At 70.8% G+C, this 25500-nt stretch carries 17 protein-coding genes; 9 read left to right on the forward strand and 8 right to left on the reverse strand.

Annotated elements, in window-relative coordinates; translation table 11 throughout:
* Nucleotides 1-405: 405 nt before the first annotated feature.
* Entirely contained in the window at nucleotides 406-2370 is a 1965-nt protein-coding gene (locus tag OG598_RS32665; protein WP_328652382.1) for a penicillin-binding transpeptidase domain-containing protein, read from the reverse strand.
* Between the two features lie 289 nt (nucleotides 2371-2659).
* Here OG598_RS32665 and OG598_RS32670 point away from each other — a divergent pair, with 289 nt between their 5' ends.
* Nucleotides 2660-7741, forward strand: a complete 5082-nt coding sequence (locus OG598_RS32670) for an NAD-glutamate dehydrogenase (protein ID WP_328652383.1) — start codon at nucleotides 2660-2662, stop codon at nucleotides 7739-7741.
* A 74-nt stretch (nucleotides 7742-7815) separates the two neighbouring features.
* On the opposite strand, the gene OG598_RS32675 is transcribed toward OG598_RS32670, so the two are convergent.
* On the reverse strand, nucleotides 7816-8514 hold the full coding sequence (locus tag OG598_RS32675) for a class F sortase (protein WP_328652384.1): 699 nt from the start codon (nucleotides 8512-8514) through the stop codon (nucleotides 7816-7818).
* A gap of 1 nt (nucleotide 8515) precedes the next feature.
* Entirely contained in the window at nucleotides 8516-9853 is a 1338-nt protein-coding gene (locus tag OG598_RS32680) for a hypothetical protein (protein ID WP_328652385.1), read from the reverse strand.
* A 599-nt stretch (nucleotides 9854-10452) separates the two neighbouring features.
* Here OG598_RS32680 and OG598_RS32685 point away from each other — a divergent pair.
* Nucleotides 10453-12228, forward strand: a complete 1776-nt coding sequence (locus OG598_RS32685) for a glycoside hydrolase family 6 protein (RefSeq protein WP_328652386.1) — start codon at nucleotides 10453-10455, stop codon at nucleotides 12226-12228.
* A gap of 120 nt (nucleotides 12229-12348) precedes the next feature.
* Here OG598_RS32685 and OG598_RS32690 read toward each other — a convergent pair whose 3' ends face one another.
* The 5 genes from OG598_RS32690 to OG598_RS32710 all read right to left on the reverse strand — a co-directional run bounded on the left by OG598_RS32690 (nucleotide 12349) and on the right by OG598_RS32710 (nucleotide 16700).
* Nucleotides 12349-12735: a hypothetical protein gene (locus OG598_RS32690; protein WP_091405768.1), complete on the reverse strand. Its 387-nt coding sequence runs from the start codon at nucleotides 12733-12735 to the stop codon at nucleotides 12349-12351.
* 120 nt (nucleotides 12736-12855) lie between these two features.
* Nucleotides 12856-13164 carry a hypothetical protein gene (locus tag OG598_RS32695; RefSeq protein WP_238670491.1) on the reverse strand — a complete coding sequence of 103 codons (309 nt, stop codon included), beginning with the start codon at nucleotides 13162-13164 and terminating at the stop codon, nucleotides 12856-12858.
* A 16-nt stretch (nucleotides 13165-13180) separates the two neighbouring features.
* Nucleotides 13181-14839, reverse strand: a complete 1659-nt coding sequence (locus OG598_RS32700) for a sodium:solute symporter family protein (RefSeq protein ID WP_328652387.1) — start codon at nucleotides 14837-14839, stop codon at nucleotides 13181-13183.
* Nucleotides 14840-15033: 194 nt separating this feature from the next.
* Nucleotides 15034-16095, reverse strand: a complete 1062-nt coding sequence (locus OG598_RS33620) for a hypothetical protein (protein WP_442931432.1) — start codon at nucleotides 16093-16095, stop codon at nucleotides 15034-15036.
* A gap of 11 nt (nucleotides 16096-16106) precedes the next feature.
* Complete coding sequence (locus OG598_RS32710; protein WP_238670584.1) at nucleotides 16107-16700, reverse strand: hypothetical protein; 594 nt, start codon at nucleotides 16698-16700, stop codon at nucleotides 16107-16109.
* A gap of 288 nt (nucleotides 16701-16988) precedes the next feature.
* Here OG598_RS32710 and OG598_RS32715 point away from each other — a divergent pair, with 288 nt between their 5' ends.
* The 7 genes from OG598_RS32715 to OG598_RS32745 all read left to right on the forward strand — a co-directional run bounded on the left by OG598_RS32715 (nucleotide 16989) and on the right by OG598_RS32745 (nucleotide 25497).
* Complete coding sequence (locus OG598_RS32715) at nucleotides 16989-19373, forward strand: sensor histidine kinase (protein WP_328652388.1); 2385 nt, start codon at nucleotides 16989-16991, stop codon at nucleotides 19371-19373.
* Complete coding sequence (locus OG598_RS32720) at nucleotides 19373-19795, forward strand: roadblock/LC7 domain-containing protein (RefSeq protein WP_112584065.1); 423 nt, start codon at nucleotides 19373-19375, stop codon at nucleotides 19793-19795. Before OG598_RS32715 ends, OG598_RS32720 begins: the two co-directional genes overlap by 1 nt.
* Nucleotides 19785-20174: a DUF742 domain-containing protein gene (locus OG598_RS32725; RefSeq protein ID WP_328652389.1), complete on the forward strand. Its 390-nt coding sequence runs from the start codon at nucleotides 19785-19787 to the stop codon at nucleotides 20172-20174. Before OG598_RS32720 ends, OG598_RS32725 begins: the two co-directional genes overlap by 11 nt.
* Complete coding sequence (locus OG598_RS32730) at nucleotides 20155-20757, forward strand: GTP-binding protein (protein WP_091405745.1); 603 nt, start codon at nucleotides 20155-20157, stop codon at nucleotides 20755-20757. Before OG598_RS32725 ends, OG598_RS32730 begins: the two co-directional genes overlap by 20 nt.
* A gap of 87 nt (nucleotides 20758-20844) precedes the next feature.
* A complete protein-coding gene (locus OG598_RS32735) occupies nucleotides 20845-21882 on the forward strand; it encodes a lactonase family protein (protein WP_328652390.1) in 1038 nt (345 codons plus the stop codon).
* Nucleotides 21883-22040: 158 nt separating this feature from the next.
* Entirely contained in the window at nucleotides 22041-23798 is a 1758-nt protein-coding gene (locus OG598_RS32740; protein WP_328652391.1) for a substrate-binding domain-containing protein, read from the forward strand.
* Between the two features lie 217 nt (nucleotides 23799-24015).
* Nucleotides 24016-25497 (forward strand): sugar transferase, encoded by a 1482-nt coding sequence (locus tag OG598_RS32745; protein WP_442931433.1) that lies wholly within the window; start codon nucleotides 24016-24018, stop codon nucleotides 25495-25497.
* Nucleotides 25498-25500: the final 3 nt, after the last annotated feature.

Genomic DNA, 25500 nt, shown 5'->3' on the forward strand with positions numbered 1-25500 from the left:
CTCGGGTCTGCCGATGTCGGGCCTGCCGGCGTCGGTGTCCCCGGCGTCGGTTCGTCGGTGAGCGCGGTGCCGTACGACGTCCCGGCCGAGGGGGAGTCACCCGGCACGGGCGGACGGGTCCACTCCGAGCCATCGGGCGTCGCGGCCAGTATCGCGCCCCTGGCCGAGCGCGAACCGGTCGGCCCGCCGGCGTCGGCCGGCCCAGGTCTCCTTCGACGCACCTCCCCGTCGCCCCAGAACCCGCCGGAGAGGCGCGACGCCGACACCGCCTGACCCGGCCCTCGGCCCCCGGCCTTGATCGACTCGATTTCAGTGAATCCGGGGTGTCCGAGTGGCGCGGACACCGCAGTTTCAGCGAAACCGAGTGGATCAAGGCCGGGTGCCCGGTGGCCCAGGGTGGTGGGGTCAGGGGGTTGGCAGGGCGCGGAGGAAGCGTTCGGCCATCGGGACGGCCGAGGCGGTGCTGGCCCCGCCCTTCTCCACGAAGACGGCGAACGCCACGTCACCCCGCCAGCCGACGAACCAGGCGTGGGTGTGCGCCGGGTTGTCGTCGTACTCGGCGGTGCCGGTCTTGCCGTACACCTCGCCCGGCACATCCTTGAGCGCGCTGCCGGTGCCGGCGGTGACCACCTCGCGCATCATCGTGCGCAGCGCCGCGACGGACTCTGGCTTGAGTTGCTCGCCTGCCGGGGCCGGCTTGGCCGGCGCCGGGTCGAGCAGCAGCTTCGGCTGCTCGAAGCGGCCGCGGGCGACGGCGGCGGTGGCGCCGGCCATGGCGAGCGGGCTGACCAGGGTGGTGCCCTGCCCGAACGACGCGGCGGCCTGCTCGGCCAGGCTGCCGCCCGTCGAGACCTTGCCGGTGAAGGCGTCAGTGCCGAGGTCCCACTGACCCTCCAGGCCCAGCGAGCGACCGGCGGCGGCCAGCCCGTCGCCGCCGAGCTTCGGAGCCAGCGCGGCGAACGCCGTGTTGCAGGACTTGGCGAAGTCGGTGCGGAACGGCACCGAGCCGAGCTCGAAGTTGTCCGAGTTCTTGAAGGACCGGCCGTCCACGGTGAAGGTCTTCTTGCAGTCCACCGGCCCGTCCAGCGTGACCGCGCCCCGGTCCAGCAGGCCCAGCGTGCTGACCATCTTGAAGGTGGAGCCCGGAGGCACCTGGGCGTCGAAGGCCAGATTTTCCCCGGCCGGACCGGGGCCGTTCGCGGCGGCGAGTACGGCGCCGTCGCTGATCCGGAGCGCCACCAGGGCGGACCGGCGCGACTCGGCGCGCAGTGCCCCGTCGGCCGCGTTCTGGACGGCGACGTCCAGCGTCGTCTTCAGCGCCTGCCCGGGCTGCGGCTCCCGGCGGAACAGTTCAGCGCCGGTGGGTTCGAGTTTGCCGCCCTCGGCCGGACGTTCGACCACCACGGTCAGCCCGGGGCCGCCGCGCAGTCGTTCGTCGTAGCGGCCCTGTAGCCCGCCGTGCCCGACCAGATCGCCGACGACGTACCGGTCGGGGTGAGCGGCGATGTCGTCGGCCTGCGCCTGGTCGACACTGCCGAGCAGCGCACGGGCGAACTCACGGGTGGGCGCCAGGTCGATCTTGTCGGAGACGAACTTGGTGCCGGGCAGGTCGTAGATCCGGGGCTTGATCTGCCGGTACGCCTCCTCGCGGAGCGACACCACCTCGACGAAGGCGCCCGGCTCGGCCTTGGCCACCCGGTCGGGCAGGTCGGCCAGGTCGACGCCGGGGACCAGCGCCGGGCGGATGGCCTTGAACGCCGCGTCGAGGTCCTTGACGAGCTTCTTGAGGTCGGTGACCCCGTTGGGCTGCACACCCACCCGGACCACCGGGCGTGGGGTCACCAGCGGCTTCCCCGCGTTGTCCAGCACCGCGGCGCGGGCACCGGCGTCGCGACGCAGCGCCAACCGGTCGCCCTTGGTGAGCTGCTCGTGCACCACCTTCGGCTCCCAGATCACCTGCCACTGGTCGTCGTCGCCGCGGGCGAGCCGCACCTCCCGGTCGTACGCCCAGCGGGTCTGACCGGGCAGGGCCCACTCCACCTGGACGGTAGTGGTGGCGATGTCCTTCGTGATCTTCGGCTCACCGCGACGCGTCAGCGTGGGCGGGGTGGCCGCCAGCTCACCGGAGAGGTCCTTGATCTCGCGCGCCACGTCGGCCGCCGGCAGTTTCGAGCCGAGCGGGTCGATCAGACCGACCGCCTGGAGGTCACCGCTGCGCCAGCCCGTGAGGAAGGCGTCGACGGTGCGCTGCGGCCCGTCGTCACCGGAGCAACCGACCAGGACACCCGCCGCGAGCAGCGCCGTGGTGAGGGCGGCGGCGAGCCGACGGGCGGGGTTCGGCCGGTGGGGCCGGGGGTACGACAAGGGCATGAAGCTGGTCCTTCCGATCTCGGACTGCCCTCGCACGGTAGTACGGGAACGCCGTCCCCAACGTCCCCCAGGTGCTCGGCCGCGCTCAAAGACGGGCCGCGCCAGTGTGATGAACATCGCGTGGCGGGGTATCCCGCAGCCAGCCAACCTCGGACCCGCAACGGGTGAAAGGACAAAGTCCCGATCCGGACGTCTGGCCAGTGGTCCGCCGACGAAGGCGCACAACGGCAGGGCCTAGGCTGGGCGGCAGAGTGACCCACAACGCGGTGGGTCGAGGGGAGTGGCACCGATGGACCGGCGTCCGGCGATCAAACCGGAACCCGACCTCCGGCAGGATGACTCCGGCCGGGACGATGACAGCTTCGATTCGGCGACCGACGGGGACGGCTACGGCCGGCTCGACACGGGAGTCACCGGGCTGACCGGGTCGAGCATCGACACCATCTACGATCTGGGTCTGCCAGCCGAGGCGCTGGCCGACGACGTGGAGGACGCCGAGCTCGACGAACCCGTCCCCAATGCGGAGCGTCTGGTGGCCCAGGCCGTCGCGCTCGCCGGGGACGACCACGACGCGGCGACACTTGTCGGCCGTTTCTGGCGGTTCGCCCCGGACGAGGAGCTGGTCGGCTTCACGGCGGAAGAGATGCTCGACGCGGCCCGGGCACACCGGGATCTCGCCCAGCAGCGGGTGCCGGGCGAGTTGAAGCTGCGGATCCACGAACCGCACGCCGACCAGCACCACACGGTCGTCGAAATCGTCACTGACGACATGCCGTTCCTGGTCGATTCGGTGACGGCGCTGCTCAACTCGTACCACCTCGACGTGCACCTGCTGGTGCACCCGCTGGTGGTGGTGCGGCGGGAGCCGCTGGGCCGACTCACCGAGGTCTCCGCGGATGTGGAACCGGACGACGCGATCGCCGGCGACATCATCGAGAGCTGGATGCGGATCGAGATCGACCCGGTCCGGGACGCTGCCGAACGGGACCGGTTGCGCCGCGAGTTGCAGCGGGTGCTCACCGACGTGCGGGAGGCGGTGGAGGACTGGCCGAAGATGCGTCAGCGTGCCCTCGCGCTCGCCGACGAGCTGGCGTCCGCCCGTACCTCCGACAACCGCCCACCGGTGCCGGAGAAGGACATCACCGACTCGGTGGAGCTGCTGCGCTGGCTCGCCCAGGACCACTTCACCTTCCTCGGCTACCGCGAGTACCGGTTGGTGGACGCCGACGGCGGGGACGCCGCCGACCCGGTCGACGGCAAGGCGTTGGAGGCGGTGCTCGGCACCGGTCTGGGCATTCTGCGCTCCGATTCGCCGGATGCGCGGTCGCTGTCCTCGATGACGCCCGAGGCGCACGAGAAGGTGCTGGAGAAGCGCCTGTTGATCATCACCAAGGCCAACTCACGGGCCACCGTGCACCGCTCGGCGTACCTCGACTACATCGGCTTCAAGATCTTCAACTCCGCCGGTGAGGTGATCGGTGAGCGGCGCTTCCTGGGCCTGTTCTCGACGGCCGCCTACCGGACCAGCGTCCGTGAGCTGCCTGTGGTACGCCGCAAGGTGGCCGAGGTGCTGGACCGCTCCGGCCTGAGCCAGCGCAGCCACTCGGGCAAGGATCTGATCCAGATCCTGGAGACCTACCCGCGCGACGAGCTGTTCCAGATCAAGACCGACGACCTGTACCACGCGGTGGTCGGCGTGCTCCGGATGGCCGGCCGCCGGCAGCTGCGGGTGTTCCTGCGTCGGGACGCGTACGGGCGGTTCATCTCCTGCCTGATCTACCTGCCCCGGGACCGGTTCACCACCCAGAACCGGCTGCGCATGCAGGACATCCTGCTGCGTGAGCTGAACGGTGTCGGGGTGGACTACACCACCCGGGTCACCGAGTCGATGCTGGCTCGGGTGCACTTCATCGTCCGTACCGACCCGACGCGGCCACCCGGCGACATCGACGCCGACCTGCTCGCCGAGGAGTTGGCCGACGCCACCCGGCTCTGGGACGACGACTACCGGTTGGTGCTGGAGCGCAAGCTCGGCGACGAGCAGGCCAAGCACCTGTTCACCCGGTACGCCGACGCGTTCCCGGAGGGCTACAAGGACGGGCACACGCCGTACGAGGCGATGAAGGACCTGGCGAAGCTGGAGCTGCTGGAGGAGCCCGGCCAGCTGGAGATGCACCTGTTCCGCAAGCAGTTGGCGCCCCGGCCGGGCACCCGGGTGCCGGGAGCCGACCTGGCCGAGGCGATGGACGTCCGGTTCAAGGTCTACCGGTACGGCGAGCCGATGATGCTCTCCGCAGTGCTGCCGGTGCTGCACTCGCTCGGCGTACGGGTGGTCGACGAGCACCCGTACGAGGTGGACCGGATCGACGGTCGGGTCTACCTGTACGACTTCGGCCTCATGCTGCCCGAGGGACATCACGAGCTGGCCGAGGTGCGCCCGCACGTGGAGAACGCCTTCGCGGCTGCCTGGCGCGGCGAGGCCGAGGTGGACCGGTTCAACGAGCTGGTGCTGCGCGGCGGGCTGACCTGGCGGCAGGTGGTGGTGCTGCGGGCGTACGCGAAGTACCTGCGGCAGGCCGGCACCGTCTTCTCCCAGGACTACATGGAGCAGACCTTCATCGCGTACCCGAAGCTCGCCGCGTTGCTGGTGGAGCTCTTCGAGACCCGGTTCGCGCCGGGCGAGTCGAGCACCGAGCAGCGGCAGCAGCGCAGCGGTGAGCTGGTGGAGACGATCCGGGGCGCGTTGGACGACGTGGCGAGCCTCGACCAGGACCGGATCCTGCGCTCGTACCTGACGCTGATCGAGGCGACCCTGCGGACCAGCTTCTACCAGAAGCGCGCCGACGGGCGGCCGAAGGCGTACGTGGCGTTCAAGCTCGACCCGCAGGCCATTCCGGACCTGCCCGCGCCGCGACCGAAGTTCGAGATCTTCGTCTACTCGCCGCGCTTCGAGGGCGTGCACCTGCGGTTCGGGCCGGTGGCCCGGGGCGGGCTGCGCTGGTCCGACCGTCGGGAGGACTTCCGTACCGAGGTGCTGGGCCTGGTCAAGGCGCAGATGGTGAAGAACACGGTGATCGTGCCGGTCGGCGCCAAGGGCGGCTTCGTGTTGAAGCAGAAGCCGGGCGACCGGGACGAGGCGGTCGCCTGCTACCAGGAGTTCGTCGGCGCGATGCTGGACGTCACCGACAACATCGTCAGCGGGCAGATCGTGCCGCCCGAGGACGTGGTCCGGCACGACGGCGACGATCCGTACCTGGTGGTGGCGGCCGACAAGGGCACCGCGACGTTCTCCGACATCGCCAACGAGATCTCCAAGGCCCACACCTTCTGGATGGGCGACGCGTTCGCGTCCGGTGGATCCGCCGGCTACGACCACAAGAAGATGGGCATCACCGCCCGGGGCGCCTGGGAGTCGGTCAAGCGGCACTTCCGGGAGTTGGGCCTGGACACCCAGACCCAGGACTTCACAGTGGTCGGCGTCGGCGACATGTCCGGCGACGTGTTCGGCAACGGAATGCTGCTCTCCGAGCACATCCGGCTGGTGGCCGCCTTCGACCACCGGCACATCTTCCTCGACCCGGAGCCGGACGCCGCCACCTCGTACGCGGAGCGTCGACGGCTGTTCGACCTGCCCCGTTCCTCCTGGGAGGACTACAACCCGGAGCTGATCTCGGCAGGTGGCGGCATCTTCCCGCGTACCGCGAAGTCCATTCCGATCACGCCGCAGGTCCGGGCGGCGATCGGCCTGGACGACGACGTCACGCAGTTGTCGCCGCAGGACCTGATGAAGGCGATCGTGACCGCCCCGGTGGACCTGTTCTGGAACGGCGGCATCGGCACCTACGTCAAGGCCTCCACCCAGACCAACGCCGAGGTGGGCGACAAGTCCAACGACGCGATCCGGGTGGACGGGCGCAACCTGCGCTGCCGGGTGGCGGGCGAGGGCGGCAACCTGGGCTGGACCCAGCTCGGCCGGATCGAGTACGCGTTGACAGGTGGCCGGATCTACACGGACTTCATCGACAACGCGGCCGGTGTGGACACCTCCGACCACGAGGTGAACATCAAGATCCTGCTCAACACCGCGGTGGCCGATGGTGAGCTGACCATGGCCGACCGGGACGAGCTGCTGGCCGGGATGACCGACGAGGTCGCGGAGCTGGTGCTGCGGGACAACTACGACCAGGCTCGGGCGATCAACAACGCCCAGGCCCAGGCCGCCTCGCTGCTCCCGGTGCACCGCCGGATGATCAACGAGCTGGAGCGTTCGGGCGGGTTGGACCGCGCGTTGGAGGCGCTGCCGCCGGACGAGGAACTGGCGGTCCGCAGCGAGTCCGGGCTGACCGCGCCGGAGTTCGCCGTGCTGCTCGCGTACGTGAAGATCGTCCTGGAGCGGGAGATCCTCACCGAGGGGTTGGCCGACGAGGAGTGGACGACCGAGGTCCTGGTCAACTACTTCCCGACGCCGATGCGCGAGCGGTTCGCCGACCGGATGGGCCGGCACCGGCTGCGCCGGGACATCGTCACCACAGTGCTCGTCAACGAGGCGATCAACCGGGGTGGCATCTCGTTCATCTTCCGGGTGGTCGAGGAGACGGCGGCCAGCGCGGCAGACGTGATCCGGGCGTACGTGGTGGTCAGCGAGGTGTTCGGCCTGCGCGACCTGTGGGACGCGGTCGAGGCGCTGGACAACAAGGTGGCGCCGGAGCTGCAGACCAGCGTCTACCTGGACACCCGTCGGCTGCTCGACCGGGCGGTGCGGTGGCTGGTCTCCAACCGGCGTTCGCCGATCGACGTGCCGGCCGAGATCGCCCGGCTGCGCGACGGGGTCACCCGGCTGCTGCCAGGGCTGGAGGAGCTGTTCTACGGCAACGAGCGCCAGGGCATCGCCGCGCACATGGACTCGATGACCGAGCGTGGGCTGCCCCGCGAGCTGGCGGAGCGGGCGACCCGGCTGATGTACAGCTTCGGTCTGATGGACGTGGTGGAGACCGCGAACGCCAGTGGGCGGGACGTCAGCGAGGTGGCCTCGGTCTACTTCGTCCTGTCCGACCTGTTCCGGGTGGACTCGCTGCTGTCGAAGATCTCCCTGCTGCCGCGGGAGGACCGCTGGCAGACGCTGGCCCGGATGGCGCTGCGGTACGACCTGTACGCCGCGCTGGCCGCGCTCACCGCGGAGGTACTCGACTCCACCCCGGGCAACCTGCCACCGCACGAGCGGGTGCAGCAGTGGGAGCAGTCGAACGCCACCTCGATCCACCGCGCCCGACGGGCGATGGGTGAGTTCGACGAGTCGCGGGCGGATCTCGCCGCCCTGTCGGTGCTGCTGCGTCAGATCCGCACCCTGGTGCGGACCTCCGCAGCCGCCTGAGTCAGGTACGCCGGACGCGGTCCGGCCGGTCGGGGTGACCCGACCGGCCGGACCGCGTTCCGTTTCGTCGCGGGTCAGGCCGCCAGGGTGGCGAAGACGACGATGTTGTCCGGGTAGCTCTTCGCGGCCTGGTCGAACACACCGCCGCAGGTGACAACCCGCAGGCTGGGCCGGTCACTCGGTCCGTAGACCAACTCGGTGGGGAAGGCCGTCTTCGGGTACGACTTCACCGAGTCGACAGTGAAGGTGGCCGGCACTCCGTCGGCGCGGCGCACGGTGACGGTGTCGCCGGGGGTGAGAGCGCCGAGGTCGAAGAAGACGGCCGGGCCGAGCACCGCCGAGTCCACGTGCCCGACGATGACGGCGTTACCCGTCTCGCCGGGGCTCGCGCCGGGCTCGTACCACCCGGCCTGGTCGGCCTTGTCCAGCGGAGGGACCTGGACGGTGCCGTCCGGGTTGGTGCCCAACGACATGATCGTCGCGTCGACACCGATCCGGGGGATCTCGATGCTGGTCGGTGCCGAACGGGCCAACCCCGCCGCCGCCTGACCGACCGGCTGCCCATCGACCGGCGGGGCATCGTCGGCGGTGCTCGCCGGCCCGGTCGCCTCGGGGCCGGCCTGGGCCAGCGGCTGCGGCGGTCGGGGACTGGGTGTGGTCTTCAGGGAGGCGCCGATCATGCCGGCGCCGATCATGGCCATGGTGACGACGACGGCCGTGCCGGCGGCACGCCACGGTTTCCCGTGGCGGCCGCCGGCCGGTGTCGCCGTCACGTCAGACGAGCGAACCATCGGTCCGCCGACGACGCATCAGCACGATCCCGCCCAGCGCGGCAGCGCCGAGGAGGCCCGCCCCGCCGGTGGCCAGACCCCGGTCGGTACCGGTGCTGACGCCGCCGTCACCGCCGTCGACACCGCCGTGCGGCAGCACGACGAGCTCGCCCTCGCCGCACGAGCCCTTGAGCTCGTAGCGACCCGGCTTGGCGTCCTTGTCGACCTTGGCTTCGCCGTAGTAGACGAACTCGCGCTCCTCGTCCCAGTCACGCTCGTCCGAGTCGCGCTCGTCCTTGCCGTGGCCGCCACGCTCGTCCGAGTCGTGCTCGTCCTTGCCGTAGCCGCCACGCTCGTCCGAGTCGTGCTCGTCCTTGCCGTAGCCGCCACGCTCGTCCGAGCCGTGCTCGTCCTTGCCGTAGCCGCCACGCTCGTCCGAGCCGTGCTCGTCCTTGCCGTAGCCGCCACGCTCGTCCGAGCCGTGCTCGTCCTTGCCGTAGCCGCCACGCTCGTCCGAGCCGTGCTCGTCCTTGCCGTAGCCGCCACGCTCGTCCGAGCCGCGCTCGTCCTTGCCGTAGCCGCCACGCTCGTCCGAGCCGCGCTCGTCCTTGCCGTAACCGCCACGCTCGTCCGAGCCGTACTCGGAGCCGTGCTCGTCCTTGTTCTCCCAGCCCTTGTCCGAGCCGTATTCCGAGCCGTGCTCGTCCTTGGACTCCCAGTCCTTCTTGTCCTCGTCCTTGGAGTCCCAGTCCTTCTTGTCACGGCCCTCTTCGGCGTCCTGGCCGTGCTCCTCGCCCTTCCAGTCCTTGCTGCCCTCGTCGCCGTAGGCGTCGGCGGCAGCGCCGCCACCCTGGCCGCCCTTGCCGTTCTCGTCCTTGTGCTCGTCCTTGCCCTTGTCGTCCTTGCCGTTCTCGTCCTTGCCGTGCTCGTCCTTGCCGTTCTCGTCCTTGCTTTCGTGGTCCTTGCCCTTGTCGTCCTTGCCGTGCTCGTCCTTGCCGTTCTCGTCCTTGCCTTCGTGGTCCTTGCCGTTCTCGTCCTTGCCCTTGTCGTGGTCGGAGGAGTTCTCCTCCTCGCTCCACTCGCGGTCCTCACCCCGGTCTTCATGCGCCGGCTTGAGCTTGACCTTGCCGGTGACCTTGGACCACACGTACGCGTGCTCCTGCCGATCCGGGCAGATCTCGAGGAGCTTGACCTCGTCACCAGCCTTGACGACGTGCGGCTTGGCGTAGACCTTGCCGTCGTCGTGGCCGTCGGCGAACGCGATCCCCGGTGCGAACACCAGGAGCGACGCGCCGCCGAGCGCGGCGCCCGCAACGACCTTCCCGAGCATCTTCTTAGCCATGACCTGCGTCACTCCATCCCTGTTGTCCTGAGCTCGGCGACAACCGAGCTAAGACCGACGTTAGACCGTTTCACGACTTATGAAGTGAAAGATTCGCGTTTTACCTTTGATCCAAGTAAGAGGTGAAGGGGTGGTACGCGGCTTTCGCCGCGCCGAGCGTCGTGTCGGGCGGCCCGGGGCCCTCTGGGTGTGCCACGGTGTTCGGCGCTCCGCGTTCCCGGCCTGCCTGGGTCATCCGCTAGCGGCGGGTCCGAGCGGCGCGTGCCGGTCGGGCGGACTCGGAGGTATCGTCCGGAACGGCTCCGGCAACGCATCGAGCCATTGCCATGGAAGCGCTCCCATGCAAGAATCGGCGAACGCGGTTCAGAGAGCCACACCGTGCAGGCAGGGGAGTCGAGGGCACCCGGTTTCACCGGGCGACGCACCCGCCGCCGATCGACCGGCTGACGCATGGCCGGGCACCACCACCACCATCGCCCGTCCGGGTCGGGCGCCCCCCAAAAAATCCCGTGGCGCCGACGGCCGTCCGTGCAGGACGCCCATCGGGCCGTCCCGCCGGGCCGTACGTGGGCCCGGTCTCGCCCAAGGAGATCAGTGGCATGAATGTGTGGAGAAGGCTAACCGGCCCACGCCGGGCCCTCGCGCTCGTCGGCGCGGGCGCCCTGGTCGCCGGTGGGCTCGTAACGATTCCGGGTACCGCGGCGCAGGCCGCGACGCAGTGCGACATCGCGTACACGAGCAACGAATGGCCCGGCGGATTCACCGCGAGCGTCACCATCAAGAACGTCGGCGACCCGCTGAACGGCTGGACGCTGGGCTGGACCTTCGCCAACTCCAGCCAGCGGGTGCAGCAGGGCTGGTCGGCCACGTTCACCCAGTCCGGCAGCCAGGTCACCGCCCGGAGCCTGTCCTACAACGGCACCCTGGCCACCGGCGCCTCGACGAGCATCGGCTTCAACGGCGCGTGGAGCGGCAGCAACCCGAAGCCGACCTCGTTCACCCTGAACGGCGTGGTCTGCAACGGTGGCACCACGCCGCCGACCACGCCCCCGCCGACCGACCCGCCGCCCACCACGCCTCCGCCCACCGACCCGCCGCCCACCACGCCGCCGCCGGGCACCAAGGTCGACAACCCGTACGCCGGGGCGCGCGGTTACGTGAACCCGGAGTGGAAGGCCAAGGCGGACGCCGAGACCGGCGGAAGCCGGGTCTCCAACAACCCCACCGCCGTCTGGCTGGACCGGATCGCCGCGATCAACGGCACGCCGGACAGCAGCTCCAACGGCGCCTTCGGGGTCCGTCAGCACCTGGACGAGGCACTGCGCCAGGGCGCCGGCTACATCCAGTTCGTGATCTACAACCTGCCCGGCCGGGACTGCTCCGCGCTCGCCTCCAACGGTGAGCTGGGCCCGGACGAGCTGCCGAAGTACAAGGCCCAGTACATCGACCCGATCGCCGCGATCCAGGGTGAGTCGAAGTACAGCAGCCTGCGGATCATCAACGTCATCGAGATCGACTCGCTGCCGAACCTGGTCACCAACACGTCCGGCCAGCCCGGCGGCACGGTCATGTGTGACACGGTCAAGGCCAACGGCGCGTACGTCAACGGTGTCGGCTACGCCCTCGCCAAGCTGGGCGCCATCGGCAACGTCTACAACTACATCGATGCCGGACACCACGGCTGGCTCGGCTGGGACTCCAACTTCGGCCCGACCGCCGACATCCTGAAGACCGCCGCGGTCGCCTCCGGCAGCACTGTCAACAACGTGCACGGGTTCATCACCAACACCGCGAACTACTCGGCGCTGACCGAGCCGTACTTCAAGGTCACGGACAACGTGAACGGCCAGACGGTGCGGCAGTCCAAGTGGGTCGACTGGAACTTCTACGTCGACGAGCTGTCCTTCGCCCAGGCGTTCCGTACCAAGCTGGTCTCGGTCGGCTTCAACTCCAACATCGGCATGCTGATCGACACGTCCCGCAACGGTTGGGGTGGCTCCGCGCGGCCCACCGGGCCGGGCGCCACGACCAGCGTCGACACGTACGTCAACGGGGGTCGCATCGACCGTCGGGCCCACCTCGGCAACTGGTGCAACCAGGCCGGCGCCGGCCTCGGCGAGCGGCCGCGGGCCAACCCGGCGACGGGCATCGACGCCTACGTCTGGGTGAAGCCGCCGGGTGAGTCGGACGGCTCCAGCAAGGAGATCCCGAACAACGAGGGCAAGGGCTTCGACCGGATGTGCGACCCGACGTACGGCGGCAACGCCCGAAACGGCAACAACCCGTCCGGAGCGCTGGCCAACGCACCGATCTCCGGTGCCTGGTTCTCCGCCCAGTTCCAGGAGCTCATGCGCAACGCCTACCCGGCGCTCTGATCGGGTAGCTCACGCACCAACCCGCTGCCAGTGGTTGGTGAGGCACTGTTGGCAGCAGGTTCCCCCCGGGTCCCCGGTTCGACCGTCACAGGTCGGGCCGGGGACCCCCCTTGGGGCCGATCAGGGCACTGTGCGTTCGATCGCCGCACGGCCCTGCTCGGCCAGGTCACGGCGCGCCTTTTCCAGGTTCTCCGGTGTCAGATCCTGCCCGCGGGCCATCACCAGGTCCTCCGGCTCCCAGGGCTGCTCGCCCCCGGTGCGGATGTTGTCCCCGCCAGCGCCGGTGCCCGTTCCGGTCGCCCCGGTCCCGGCGGCGTACGGGTCGCCGATCAGCTCGTCGGTGTCCGGTGCGAGGTCGTCCGGTCGGCTGCGGGGTTCGGCGAAGCCCGGTGTGTCCCGGTCCGGGCCACCTCCGGTCCGCAGTTGCGGCACGGTGGCGTCATCGTCCACCGCCGAGGCCACCTCGGGGCTGTCCTCCAGGGGCGGTTGGCGATCGCGATCGGTCATGGTGCTGCCTCCTGTGTCCGACACGGTGCCTGATTTCCCCCACGTACCCCTTCGTGCCGCGCTCATGCCGCACGGCCCGGCGCTGGCGCCCGGCCGTGCTCCTGCAACGCGGTCAGACGGTCAGGCGTCGGGCTGCTGCTCGTTCGGGGCCGGCGCTTCCGCTGGGCGCCACCACTGCCAGAGCAGCATGAGCAGACCGAACACGAGCATCGCCAGCCCGGCCCACAGGTTGATCCGTACGCCCTCGGCTTTGTCGATCTCGGCCCGGCTGTCGAAGATGCCGATCAGCGTCACGATGACCCCGTACGCGACGAAGAGGCCACCGATCACCCGGCGGATGTCGAACAGCCGGGCCGCTGCGGAACGCCGCTGCTCCGCCTGCGCCTCGTCGATCAGCGGGTCCTGTGCCGGCTGGCCATCGTTGCTCATCTGCCGACCCCTTTCCTCAGAAGACCGGAATGTAGAAGAGGGCGGCCAGCGCGACCGCGATCAGACCGAGCAGCACCGGGGAGCGGTACCAGGCGGCGTCCCCGGCGAGCACGTCGCCCTTCAGGTCGACGCCGCCCATGCCGTACACCAACCCGCGCAGCTCCTCGTCCCGCTTGGGTGAGGTGAGCGGGGTGACGATCGCGGCGACCACCACCGCCGTGACGAACGCCAGACCGGCACCCCAGAAGCTCTCCTCCAGGTCGGAGTTGAAATGGACCACACCGCCCTTGTAGAGCAGGTAGAGGCTCAGCGACACCAGGGTGCCCAGCAGCAGCGACCAGAAGCCGGCCAGCGCGCTCATCCGCTTCCAGAACATGCCGATGATGAAGGTGGCGAACAGCGGCGCGTTGAAGACGGAGAAGAGCGCCTGGATGTAGTTCATGATGTTGCTGAACCCGGCCGCGATGAACGCGGTGCCGATCCCGATCACCACGGCGGCGACCGTCGCCCACCGGCCGACCCGCAGGTAGTACTCGTCCGACCGGTCACGGCGGATGTACGCCTGCCAGATGTCGTAGGTGAAGACGGTGTTGAAGCCGCTCACGTTGGCCGCCATGCCGGCCATGAACGAGGCGAGCAGGCCGGTGACCGCCACCCCGAGCACGCCGTTGGGAAGCAGGTCGCGCATCAGCAGCGGGATGGCGTTGTTGTACTGCAGGTCGCCGCTCTCCGCGCCGAGGCCCTTCACGGTCACCAGGGCCACCAGGCCGGGGATGACGGTGACCAGAGGGATGAACAGCTTCGGGTACGCGGCGATGATCGGCGTACGCCGGGCGGCGCTCATGTTCTTGGCCGAGAGGGCCCGCTGCACCTCGGCGAAGTTCGTCGTCCAGTAGCCGAACGACAGCACGAAGCCGAGGCCGAAGACGATGCCGATCCAGTGCGCTCCCAGCGGGTTGGCAGTGCTGCCGGTGTCCTGCCACGCGTGCAGGCCGGCCTCGCCGAGTTTGGTGTCGCCGACCGCGTCCATCAGGCCGTTCCACCCGCCGACCTTCACCAGGCCGATCACGGTGACCGGGATGAGGCCGGCCAGGATGACGAAGAACTGGAGCACCTCGTTGTAGATCGCCCCGGACAGGCCGCCGATGGTGATGTACGCCAGCACGATCGCCGCGCCGACCACGATCGCCGTCCAGAGCGGCCAGCCGAGCAGCGCCTGCATGACGAGGGCCAGCGCGTACAGGTTCACGCCGGCGATCAGCACCTGGGCGACGGCGAAGCTGATCGCGTTGAGCAGGTGGGTGGGGCGGTTGAACCGCAGCCGCAGGTACTCCGGCACGCTGCGGACCTTGGAGCCGTAGTAGAAGGGCATCATGACGATGCCCAGGAAGACCATCGCCGGGACCGCGCCGATCCAGTAGTAGTGGACCGTCATCACGCCGTACTGGGCACCGTTGGCGGCCATTCCGATGATCTCCAACGCTCCCAGGTTCGCCGAGACGAAGGCGAGACCGGTCACCCAGGCCGGCAGGGAGCGGCCGGAGAGGAAGAAGTCGACGCTGGTCCGGATGGCCCGGCGCGCGGCGAAGCCGACCCCGAGGACGGTGACGAAGTACAGCGCCAGGATCAGGTAGTCCAGGCCGTTCATGTTGAGCCGAAGACCGTCGCCGTCCATCCCGTCACCCCTCGTCCCGACGCCGCGCTGATTGGTGCGCGCGCGCCCTATTACCCAGTGCGCGCGGTTTCACTCCCGGAGGTAGAAACCGCGGTGTTCGGGCCCTGTCGGGCGGTCTGGTGGGCTGGCGACGGTCGGCACGCAAGAGGGCGCCCCGGCCGTTGCGGCCGGGGCGCCAGTGGTTTCGGGGTGACTCAGCGACCGAGTACGCGGTCCAGGAAGTCCCTGTAGTTGCGGACCGCCATCCGCAGTTGCTCGGTGTCGGCCGAGCCGGCGTCCTGCCACCCGCCCAGCGTGCTCTTCTGGGCGGCCAGCGCCGAGGAGAGGGCCTGGATGGCCTCCTCCACCAGTGACTGCGCCTCGCCGGCAGCCGCCTGCGGGTCGTCGACGAAACGCAGCTGCACGTCCCGCCAGCGGTCCCGGAAGCCCTGCGCGGTGTCCGTGTCGAGGAGCGTGGCCGGCTCGGCCGCGACCGTCGACCCGGCGGATCGGGACGTTCCGGCGGACGCCAGCGTCGGGCTGGTGTCGTCGCCGGGGACCGGTTCGCCGTCCGCGTCCGGGTCGACCATCTCCGGTGTCGCGCTGCCGTAGCCGGCCGCGCCCGCCGCGGCGGCGTCCCGGTCGCCGGTCAGATCGCCGCGCCGCTCGGGGTCGCCGTCAGTGCTCCCCGGCGGGACGACGGTCCGCGCGGACGTGTCCGCGTCGGTGCGGTCGTCGAGATCGGTGCGGTCGTCGTCGTCCGCGCTGTCGTCGACGTACGCGTCGCGGCGGTGCAGCTCGGCGGTGGGGTCGGCGCGCAGACCCTCCCGCTCACCGTCCTCGGCGCCGTCGCCCGGCTGGGCGGTCCGCTCGGCCCTCGGGTCCGGCTGATCCTGTGGGTGCGGGCTGGCCAGCGCGGAGGCGGCCACCGCGTCGGCCACCGTGGTGGCGCCGAACGTCGTCGGCAGCGGCCCCGGCTCGTGGAAACCGCCCTCGTCGGTGGACCTGTCGTCGCGCCGGTGGCGCGGGTCGGAGTCGTCGGTCAGCTCGTCGTCGGCCGGGTCGTACGCGGTGTCCCGGTCGGTGTCGTCGGCCCGCTCGTGGACGGCGGTCTGGTCGTCGAAGGTGCCCCGCTCGTCGAAGGTGCCCCGGTCGTCGAGGGCGTCCTCCGGGACGTCGGAGCGGCCGGCACCGTCGCCGGCCGGGGGTACCGGCACGGGCGCGGACCGGACGGCCTCCGGGTGGTCGTTGCTCACCTGCTGCTCTTCCTGGCGCATCGGTGGCCTCCTCAGCGGCTCGTGGCGTCGTGGTCCGGGTGATGGCGCTGTTCGGGCGTGTGGTGGCCGACCGGCTCCTCGCCCAGCAAGTCGGCGAAGAGTGCGCGGTAGTGCACGACCGCCTGCCGCAGCTCCTCGGTGTTGGCCTCGCCCCGGGAGTTGCGCAGGTGGATCTCGTGCGCGTCCCGGTAGTTGGTCAGGGTGCGGGCGTGCTCGACGGAGAGGTGGGCGATCTGGTCGGAGAAGTCACCGGTCGGGTAGCCCTGCTCCTCGATGAGCCGGGTGACCAGCTCGTCCGCGTCACCCACGGTCTCGCCGGGGGAGTCGATGAAGCGGACCTGGAGTTCCTCCCAGGCGGCGGCGTACCGGGCCCGGGACTCCGGGGTGAGTGGGGTGAGCGTGAGCTCCGCATGCCGGCGTTCCCGGTCGCGCAGTTCGCGCTCCGCGGCGGACCGGCTGTCCTGTTCCGCCACCACCCGGTCGTACTCCGGTCCGAACCGGTTGCGCAGGGCCCGACGGTTGTTGAGCGAGCGGGCGGCCACGGCCAGCACCGCGACGATCACCAGCACGACGAGCACGATGACGACTATCTGCGTGGGCGACATGGGCTCCTCCTTCGTCATCTGCTATTCCCTCCGCGCAGTGATCGCCAATCCCGATCCGAGACACTTTCCTGACGAGGGGCGCAACTACTCACCGGCCAAAACCTGATTCGTCCCAGAAGAGGCGCTTGGGTGGGTAGAGATACGGGCGGTAGTGAAACAGCCTCCGATTACGTATCCTGCCCAAGGCGCCCGCGCCGGTGCCCGGCGACGCGGCCGGGCGCGCAGCCGGCAGGCGCGGTGCCCGGCGGTGCCGGCACCCCTCCTGCCACCCTGTACGGGCGAGGTCTGATGAAAACCCGCGACTGGCCGATCCGCTCGAAGCTGACCGCGTTGGTCGTCGCGCCGGTGACCGCGCTGCTGGCGTTATGGATCTTCGCGACCACGCTGACGTTCGGTCCCGCCCTGAACCTGCTCTCCGCCCGCACCCTGCTGTACGACCTGGGTCGCCCCGGCGAGACAGTGGTCACCGAGCTGCAACGGGAACGCCGACTCTCGGTGGTGCAGCTCGCCGGCAGCACCGCGCTGCCCGCCCTCGCCGAACAGCGGGGACGCACCGATCGGGCGGTCGCCGAACTGCGCCGCCGGGTGGACGGGGAACCGCTGCGCGACGCCGCTGACGACCTGCTGGAAACCCGGGTCGACCAGCTGGTCAACGCCCTGGCGGCGCTGCCCAGCGGGCGGAAGTTCATCGACGACCGCAAGGTGGACCGGGCCGGCGCGATCGGCCTGTACAGCGGCATGGTCGCTGCGGCCTTCCAGGCGTTCGCCGGCATGGCGACCCTGACCGACCCGGACATCAACCGGCAGGCCCTGGCGCTCACCGCGCTGGGCCGCTCCCGGGAACTGCTCGGCCAGAGCGACGCGCTGCTGGCCGGCGCGCTGACCGCCGGACGGTTCGCCGAAGGGGAGCACACCCAGCTCGTACAGGCCATCGGCAACCAACGGTGGCTCACCGAGAGCGCTGTCGCCGACCTGCCCGAGAGCAGCCGGGTCGCGTACCAGCGCTTGACCGAGGGCGAGGCGTTCACCCGCCTGCGCAGCATGCAGGACGCGCTGGTCGTACCCAACCGGTCCGGCCGGCCGACCGTCGACGCGGCGTCCTGGCAGGCCAGCCAGGACGCGGTGCAGCAGCAGTTGCGGGACTTCGAACTGTCCGAGGCCGACGCTCTCACCGACCGTTCGGTGCCGATGGCGGTCCGCATCCTGGTGCGGCTGGCCGCCGCCGGCGTGCTCGGGCTCGTCGCCGTGGTGGTCTCGGTGCTGGTGGCGCTACGGGTCGGCCGCACCCTGGTCCGCCGGCTCAGCGGCGTCCGCACCGCCGCGCTGGAACTGGCCGAGCACCGGCTGCCCGAGGTGGTGGCCCGGCTCCGCCGTGGCGAGCAGGTCGACGTCGCCCGGGAGGCGCCGCCGCTGGAGTACGGCCACGACGAGATCGGCGAGGTCGGGCGTGCCTTCACCGAGGTGCAGCGCACCGCCGTCCAGGCCGCTGTCGACGAGGTCACCCTGCGTCGCGGGCTCAACGAGGTCTTCCTCAACATCGCCCGACGGAGCCAGAGCCTGGTGCACCGTCAGCTGCACCTGCTGGACCGGATGGAGCGGCGTAGCGAGGACCCGGACGAGCTGGCCGAGCTGTTCCAGGTCGACCACCTGGCCACCCGGCTGCGCCGGCACGCCGAGGATCTGGTCATCCTCGCCGGCTCCGCGCCCGGACGGGGTTGGCGGAACCCGGTCGCGATGGTCGACCTGATCCGCGGCGCGATCTCCGAGGTCGAGGCGTACGAGCGGGTGGACGTCAAGGCCGTGCAGCCGGCCGGCGTGCTGGGGCGGGCGGTCGGCGACATCATCCACCTGCTCGCCGAGCTGGTCGAGAACGCCACCGCCTTCTCCCCGCCGGACACCCGGGTCACCGTCACCGGGGCGCAGGTGGCCAACGGGTACGCCCTGGAGATCACCGATCAGGGGCTGGGCATGTCCGACTTGGCACTGGAGACCGCCAACACCCGGCTGGCCAGCTCGCCCGAGTTCGACCCGGCGCAGAGCGCCCGACTCGGCCTGTTCGTGGTGGCCCGGCTGGCGGCCCGGCACGGCGTACGGGTGCGGTTGCGCCCGTCCGGGGAGGGTGGCGTGACCGCCGTGGTGCTGATCCCCGGTGACCTGGTCACCACCGAGCCGCCTGCCGGCCCCGACCCCGCCACGCTCGGTACCGCGTCGGCCGACCCGAGTCGGCGGCTGGCTCGGACGGCGCGCCGGGGCGCCGTGACCCGCCCCCGTACCCGCCCGCCGACGGCCCCGACCGCCAGCACGGCCCCGCCCGCCCCGCCCACCGGAGCGCCGACCTCGGCCATCGCGCCGGCCAACGGGCGCGACGAGGGGCCGGCGACCCCCGACGAGCCGGACGACGAGCTGGATGGCCTGCCCCGCCGGGTGCGACGTCGTACCCCCGCCGCCCAGCCCCGGTCGACAGTCACCGACACGCCGTCGCCCCGCTCGCCCGAGGAGGTCCGCCAGGTGATGGCGGCCCTCCAGGCCGGCACGGCGCGCGGACGCGCCACCGCCATCACCCCGTCGGCGTCAACCGCCCCGTCGGCGTCAACCGGCCCGGCGGTCCAGGCGGCGCCCACCGACCCGCCGACGACCCCCGAACCCCCGACCGTGACTGAGAGGGACGCCTAGTGCGGCATTCGACGAAACAGAGCGCCGGCCTGGACTGGTTGCTCGACGAACTGGTGCAACGCGTACCGGCCGCCCGCGAGGCGGTGGTGCTCTCCGCCGACGGCCTGCTGCTCGGCTGCTCGGCCGAGCTGGAGCGCTCCGACGCCGAGCACCTCTGTGCGCTCGCCGCCGGCTTCTCCAGCCTCGCCCGGGGCGCCAGCCGGCACGTGGACGGCGGCCCGGTCCGGCAGACGGTGGTGGAGATGGAGGCGGCGTACCTCTTCGTCACCGCCGCCGGGCAGGGTGCCTGCCTGGCCGTGGTGAGCGACGCCGACGCGGACATCGGGCTGGTCGCGTACGAGATGGCGATGCTGGTGATCCGGGTGGGGGAGAGCCTTGCCGCGCCGGCCCGATCGGCAGCGGGTGCCGGAGATGCGGACTGAGCCGCCCGGGCCGCAGCACGAGTGGCTGGACGGTGAAGCCGGCCCGGTGATGCGCCCGTACACGCTCACCGGAGGCCGGGTACGCTCCGCCGTCGGCGATTTCAACCTGGTCGCGTTCGTGTTGGCCGGTTCGGACGTCGACGCGACGAGCCATGCGCATCTGCTGCCGGAGCATCGACGGCTGGTGACGTTGGCCCACCGGCCGGTGTCGGTGGCCGAACTGGCGGCCGAGCTGGACCTCGCGGTCGGCGTGGTCCGGGTACTGCTCGGTGATCTCCTCGCCGAGGGCCTGGTCGCGGTGCACGAGCCGCCGGCCGCCGGCATCCTTCCCGACGACGACATCCTCAAGGCGGTGGTCAGTGGACTCCGTGCGCTATGACCAGGTGGGCACCAGCACCACCATCCCGCTGGCACTGAAGATCCTCATCGCGGGAGGCTTCGGCGCTGGCAAGACGACCTTGGTGAGCGCCCTGAGCGAGGTCCGTCCGTTGCAGACCGAGGAGGTGCTCACCGGTGCCGGGATCGGCACCGACGACATCTCCGGCGTGGAGGGCAAGTCCACCACCACCGTGGCGATGGACTTCGGCCGCATCACCATCAACGACGACCTTCAGGTCTACCTGTTCGGCACGCCGGGCCAGGACCGGTTCTGGTTCCTCTGGGACGAGCTGGCCTTCGGCGCGCTCGGCGCGGTGGTGCTCGCCGACACCCGGCGGTTGGCCGACTGCTTCCCCTCCATCGACTACTTCGAGCAGCGGGGTATCCCGTTCGTGGTGGGCGTGAACTGTTTCGACGACTCCCGCCGGTTCAATCTGGAGACCGTACGCCGAGCGCTCGACCTGGACCCGGACGTGCCGATGGTGCTCTGCGACGCCCGGGACCGGCAGTCCGGGAAGATGGTGTTGATCTCTCTGGTGGAGCACGTCGCGCGACAGCGCGGCGAGCCGGTGCCGGCGGCCTGAGATCGGGGCCGGAAAGCCGGTTAACGGGCGGGCATCGCGGGCAGCCTCTGGTTGGATCAACGAAGGATGCCGGCGGAGGAGTGGGGCGTGAGCGGTCAGGGTGAGGTCGTCCACATCGGGGGTTACACCGCGCAGAGCGGCGGGCGGGGCAGCGGCATCGTCGCCGCTCGTCGCGACCCGAGGACCGGGGCGCTGACCCCGCTCGGCACCGTGGCGGTCACCCCGTCCCCCTCCTTCCTGGTGCGGCACCCCACCCAGCCGGTGCTCTACGCGGTCAACGAGCTGCCGGACGGCGAGATCAGCGCCTGGCAGGTCGGGGCGGACGGCGCGCTGGACCCGCTCGGCAGCCGGTCGACCGGCGGTGCCGAGCCCTGTCACCTGGCGGTGCTGCCCGGCGGGAGTCACCTGCTGGCGGCCAACTACGGCAGCGGCAGCATCGCGGTCTTCCCGCTGGACCCGCAGGGCGTGCCCGGCGAGCGCACCGACCTGGTGGTGCACGAGGGGCACGGCCCCGACCCGGAGCGCCAGGACCACGCCCACGCCCACATGGTCTCGCCCGGGGCGGGCCAGGGGCCGATCTTCGGCGTGGATCTCGGCACCGACTCGGTCTACCGGTACGACCTGGACGAGGCGACCGGACGACTGGTGCCGCGTGCGCCCCGGATGCGTACGAAGCCCGGCACCGGCCCCCGGCACCTGGCCCGGCACCCCGACGGACGGCGCTGCTACCTCGTCGGTGAGCTGGACGCCTCGGTCACCGCCTACGACCTGACCGACGACGGCGCGTTGCACCAGCGCGGGCGGGTCGAGGCGAGCGAGCGCGCCGGTCACGTCCAGCCGTCGGAGGTCGCTGTCGCCCCGGACGGCCGGTTCCTCTACGTCGCCAACCGTGGGGTGGGGACGGTGGCGGTCTTCTCCCTGGCCGGGGAGCTGCCGGAGCTGGTGGCCGAAGTGGACACCGGCGGGGAGTGGCCTCGGCACTTCGCCCTCGTCGGGGAGCACCTCTACGTCGCCGACGAGCGGGCGGACATGGTGCGGGTGTTCCGTCGCGACGCCGACACCGGTGTCCTGGAGGCGGTCGGCGAGCCGGTACCGGTGCCGAGCCCGACGTGCGTATTGCCCTGAACGATGGTTTAAGAGACGTGAGGGCGGCACTGGTTTGGCAACGCCGCGAGGCTGCTCTGTCACTCTGTGTTGCAAAAAGGTGGTCAACTGTTTCTCCTCCGTAACTTTAGTCCGAACGGATGTGGCAGAGACGGCACCTAGTACGCAAGATGGTCACCGTGTCAGCAGGCCGCCATCGCATGCGTTCGAAACTCCATCTAGCCGCCGCCGCCGCAACGGCGGGGGTGCTCGTCGTGACGACGGGCGCGTGGTTCGGCTACCAGGAGTTGATCCAGCCCAGCTGCTCGGGAGAGATCCGACTCGCAGTGGCGGTCGCCTCCGAACTCGCGCCAGCGGTGGACGCCGCCGCGTCCCAGTGGGTCAAGGATGGCGCCGCGGTGGGCCCGACCTGCATCCGCGTCGACGTGTCCGCGTCCGACCCGGTCGACGTGGCGGCAGTGGTGGCGGCCAAGCACGGCGCTGTGCTGGCCGGCGTGGGGCAGGCCAGTGGCACCGCCGTCAGCCCGGACGTCTGGGTGCCCGACTCCTCGACCTGGCTGCTGCGGTTGAAGAAGGACGCGACAGCGTTCGCTCCCACCAACGGCGCCTCCATCGCGCGCAGCCCGATCGTCGTCGCGATGCCCGAGCCGATCGCCACCCGACTGGGTTGGCCGGACAAGAAGTTCAACTGGACCGACCTGCTCAAGCAGGTAAACAACACGAGCGCGCCGCTGCGGACCGGGATCGTCGAGCCGACTCGCGACGCGGCCGGCCTGTCCGGTCTGCTCTCGCTGACCGCCGCCGCGAACGGCGCCGGCGGCGACGCCCAACGCAACACCGTCGGCGCGCTCCGCGCACTGGCCACCGGGCGCTCCTCGCTCCGCAACGACCTGCTGGCCCGGTTCCCCACGGCCAACGACTCGACGTCCATCGCCAGCGGTCTCGGTGCGGCGGCCCTGTCCGAAGAAGACGTGATCGCGTACAACAGCAAGAAGCCGCCGGTGCCGCTCGCCGCGCTCTACATGGAGCCGGCGCCGATGCCGCTGGACTACCCGTACGCGGTGCTGCCCGGCATCGAGCCGAGCAAGGCGTCGGCGGCCAAGGTGCTGTTCGAGCTGCTCACCAGCCCGACCTTCCGTAACCGGCTCGCCGCGCAGTCGCTGCGCGCGCCGGACGGCAACTGGGGCGAGGGTTTCAAGGCGCCGCAGGGCGCTCCGAGCCCGTCCGGCGGCGCGCCGACCGCACCGGCGAACGGCGGCACCGCGGCGGGCGGCCTCGACCCGGCCGCCATCCAGCGGGTCGTCTCCAGCTGGTCGATCGCCACCCAGTCCGGTCGGATGCTCGCCGTCATCGACGTCTCCGGCTCGATGAAGGACCCGGTGCCCAGCGCCAACAACCGCAGCCGGGAGGAGGTCACCGTGGACGCGGCCCGCCGCGGCCTCGGCCTCTTCGACGACTCCTGGTCGATCGGCCTGTGGACCTTCTCCACCAAGCTCATCGGCAACCGGGACTATCGGGAGCTGGTCCCGATCGGGCCGCTCTCCGGCCAGCGGGCCCAGCTGGAGGGCGCGCTCGCCACCGTCAAGCCCTCCAGCGGCGACACCGGCCTCTACGACACCATGCTGGCCGCGTACCAGGCCGTGCAGGAGAACTGGCAGCCCGGCCGGGTCAACTCGATAGTGCTGTTCACCGACGGCAAGAACGAGGACGACAACGGTCTCAACCAGCAGCAGTTGCTCGCCAAGCTCAAGCAGGTCGCCGACCCGGAGCGGCCGGTCCAGGTCATCATGATCGGTATCGGCGAGGGCGTCAGCAAGGCAGAGCTGGAGTCGATCACCAAGGTGACCGGTGGCGACGTCTTCGTCACCAAGGACCCGAGCGAGATCGGCAGCATCTTCCTCAGCGCCATCGCACGGCGTCCACCAGCGCCACGCTGATCCGACGCTCAGACGTCCAAGGGGCCTGCCGTACCGTCGATTCGGTGTGGCAGGCCCCTTTTCGGCCACCAGGTTGTTGAAGAAAAGTGACGGCAATACGTCGGAAGCAATCGGCAGTCATAGTTGTCAAGGCAGGATGTCGACTGTTCCGGCATAGTCGGTCCGCCTCCGGTCCGACCCGTCGGCCGGGGCCATCCTGTACAGAGTGGGAGGGCCGGTGAGCGTGGCGACACTGTTGACCCCCGCCACGTCGGCGGCGCCGGACGGTCGACGCGCCGGGTTGGTGGCGCGCGCCGACGAACGGTCCTACGTCCGGGTCCTGGTGGTGCTGGACACCACCATCCTCATCATCGCGCTGCTGATCGGGTACGTCGCCCGTTTCGGTGACGACGAGCCGACCGGCTCGGAGATCCCGTACGTGCTGGTCGCCCCCGGGTTGGTGCTGGCCTGGCTGATCTCGCTGAAGGCGCTCGGCTGCTACGACGACCGGGTGATCGGTTACGGGGCGGACGAGTACCGGCGGGTCAGCTCCGCCAGCCTGCGCCTGGCCGGGGCGATCGCCATCATCGGCTACATCGCCGACGTCGGCGTCTCCCGGGGCTTCCTGGGCATCTCCTTCGCCGTGGGCACCGTCGGGCTGGAGGTGGCTCGGTTCGCCGCCCGCAAGCGGCTGCACCGGGCCCGCTCGGTGGGCGCCGGCTGGTCCCGCAAGGTGCTGGTGGTCGGCGATACCGCCCACGTGTTGGAGTTGGTCCACACGCTTCGCCGTGAGCCGTACGCCGGCTACCAGGTGGTGGGCGCCTGCATCCCGGACGCGCTGCTCGCGCCGGTGGCGCAGCGGCTCGGTGACGTGCCGGTGGTGGGGTCGTTCCGGGGTATCCCGGAGGCCGCCACCGCGATCGGCGCGGACACTGTCGCGGTGACCGCCTCCGGTGAGCTGACCGCGACTCGGCTGCGCCGCCTCGGCTGGCAGTTGGAGGGGACCGGCATCGACCTGGTCGTGGCACCCGCGCTGACCGACGTCGCCGGCCCGCGCATCCACACCCGCCCGGTCGCCGGCCTGCCGCTGATCCACGTCGAGGCGCCCGAGTTCCGCGGGGTCCGCAAGCTGGTGAAGGGTTTCGTCGACCGGTCCGTCTCGTCGCTGGCGCTGGCGGTGCTGCTACCGCTGATCGCGTTCATCGCGCTGGCCATCAAACTGGACAGCCGGGGCCCGGTGCTGTTCCGACAGGTCCGGGTCGGCCGGGGCGGGCAGGAGTTCGGCGTGTTCAAGTTCCGCACGATGGTGGTGAACGCGGACGCGCTGCTCGCCGAGTTGACAGCGCGCAACGAGACCGACGGCCTCATGTTCAAGATGCGCCACGACCCCCGGGTGACCCGCGTCGGCCGGCTGCTGCGCAAATGGTCACTGGACGAGCTGCCGCAGCTGGTCAACGTGCTGCTGGGGCAGATGAGCCTCGTCGGGCCCCGCCCGCCGCTGCCCTCGGAGGTGGCCCGCTACGACGGTGACGTGGCCCGGCGGCTGCTGGTCAAGCCCGGCATGACCGGCCTGTGGCAGGTCAGTGGCCGCTCCGACCTGAGCTGGGAGGACGGCATCCGGCTCGACCTCTACTACGTGGAGAACTGGTCCCTCGCCGCCGATCTCACCATCCTCTGGAAGACCTTCGGCGCGGTGCTGAACGGCCGGGGCGCGTACTGACCA

The organism is Micromonospora sp. NBC_00330 (assembly GCF_036136635.1).
Lineage (GTDB): Bacteria > Actinomycetota > Actinomycetes > Mycobacteriales > Micromonosporaceae > Micromonospora > Micromonospora salmantinae.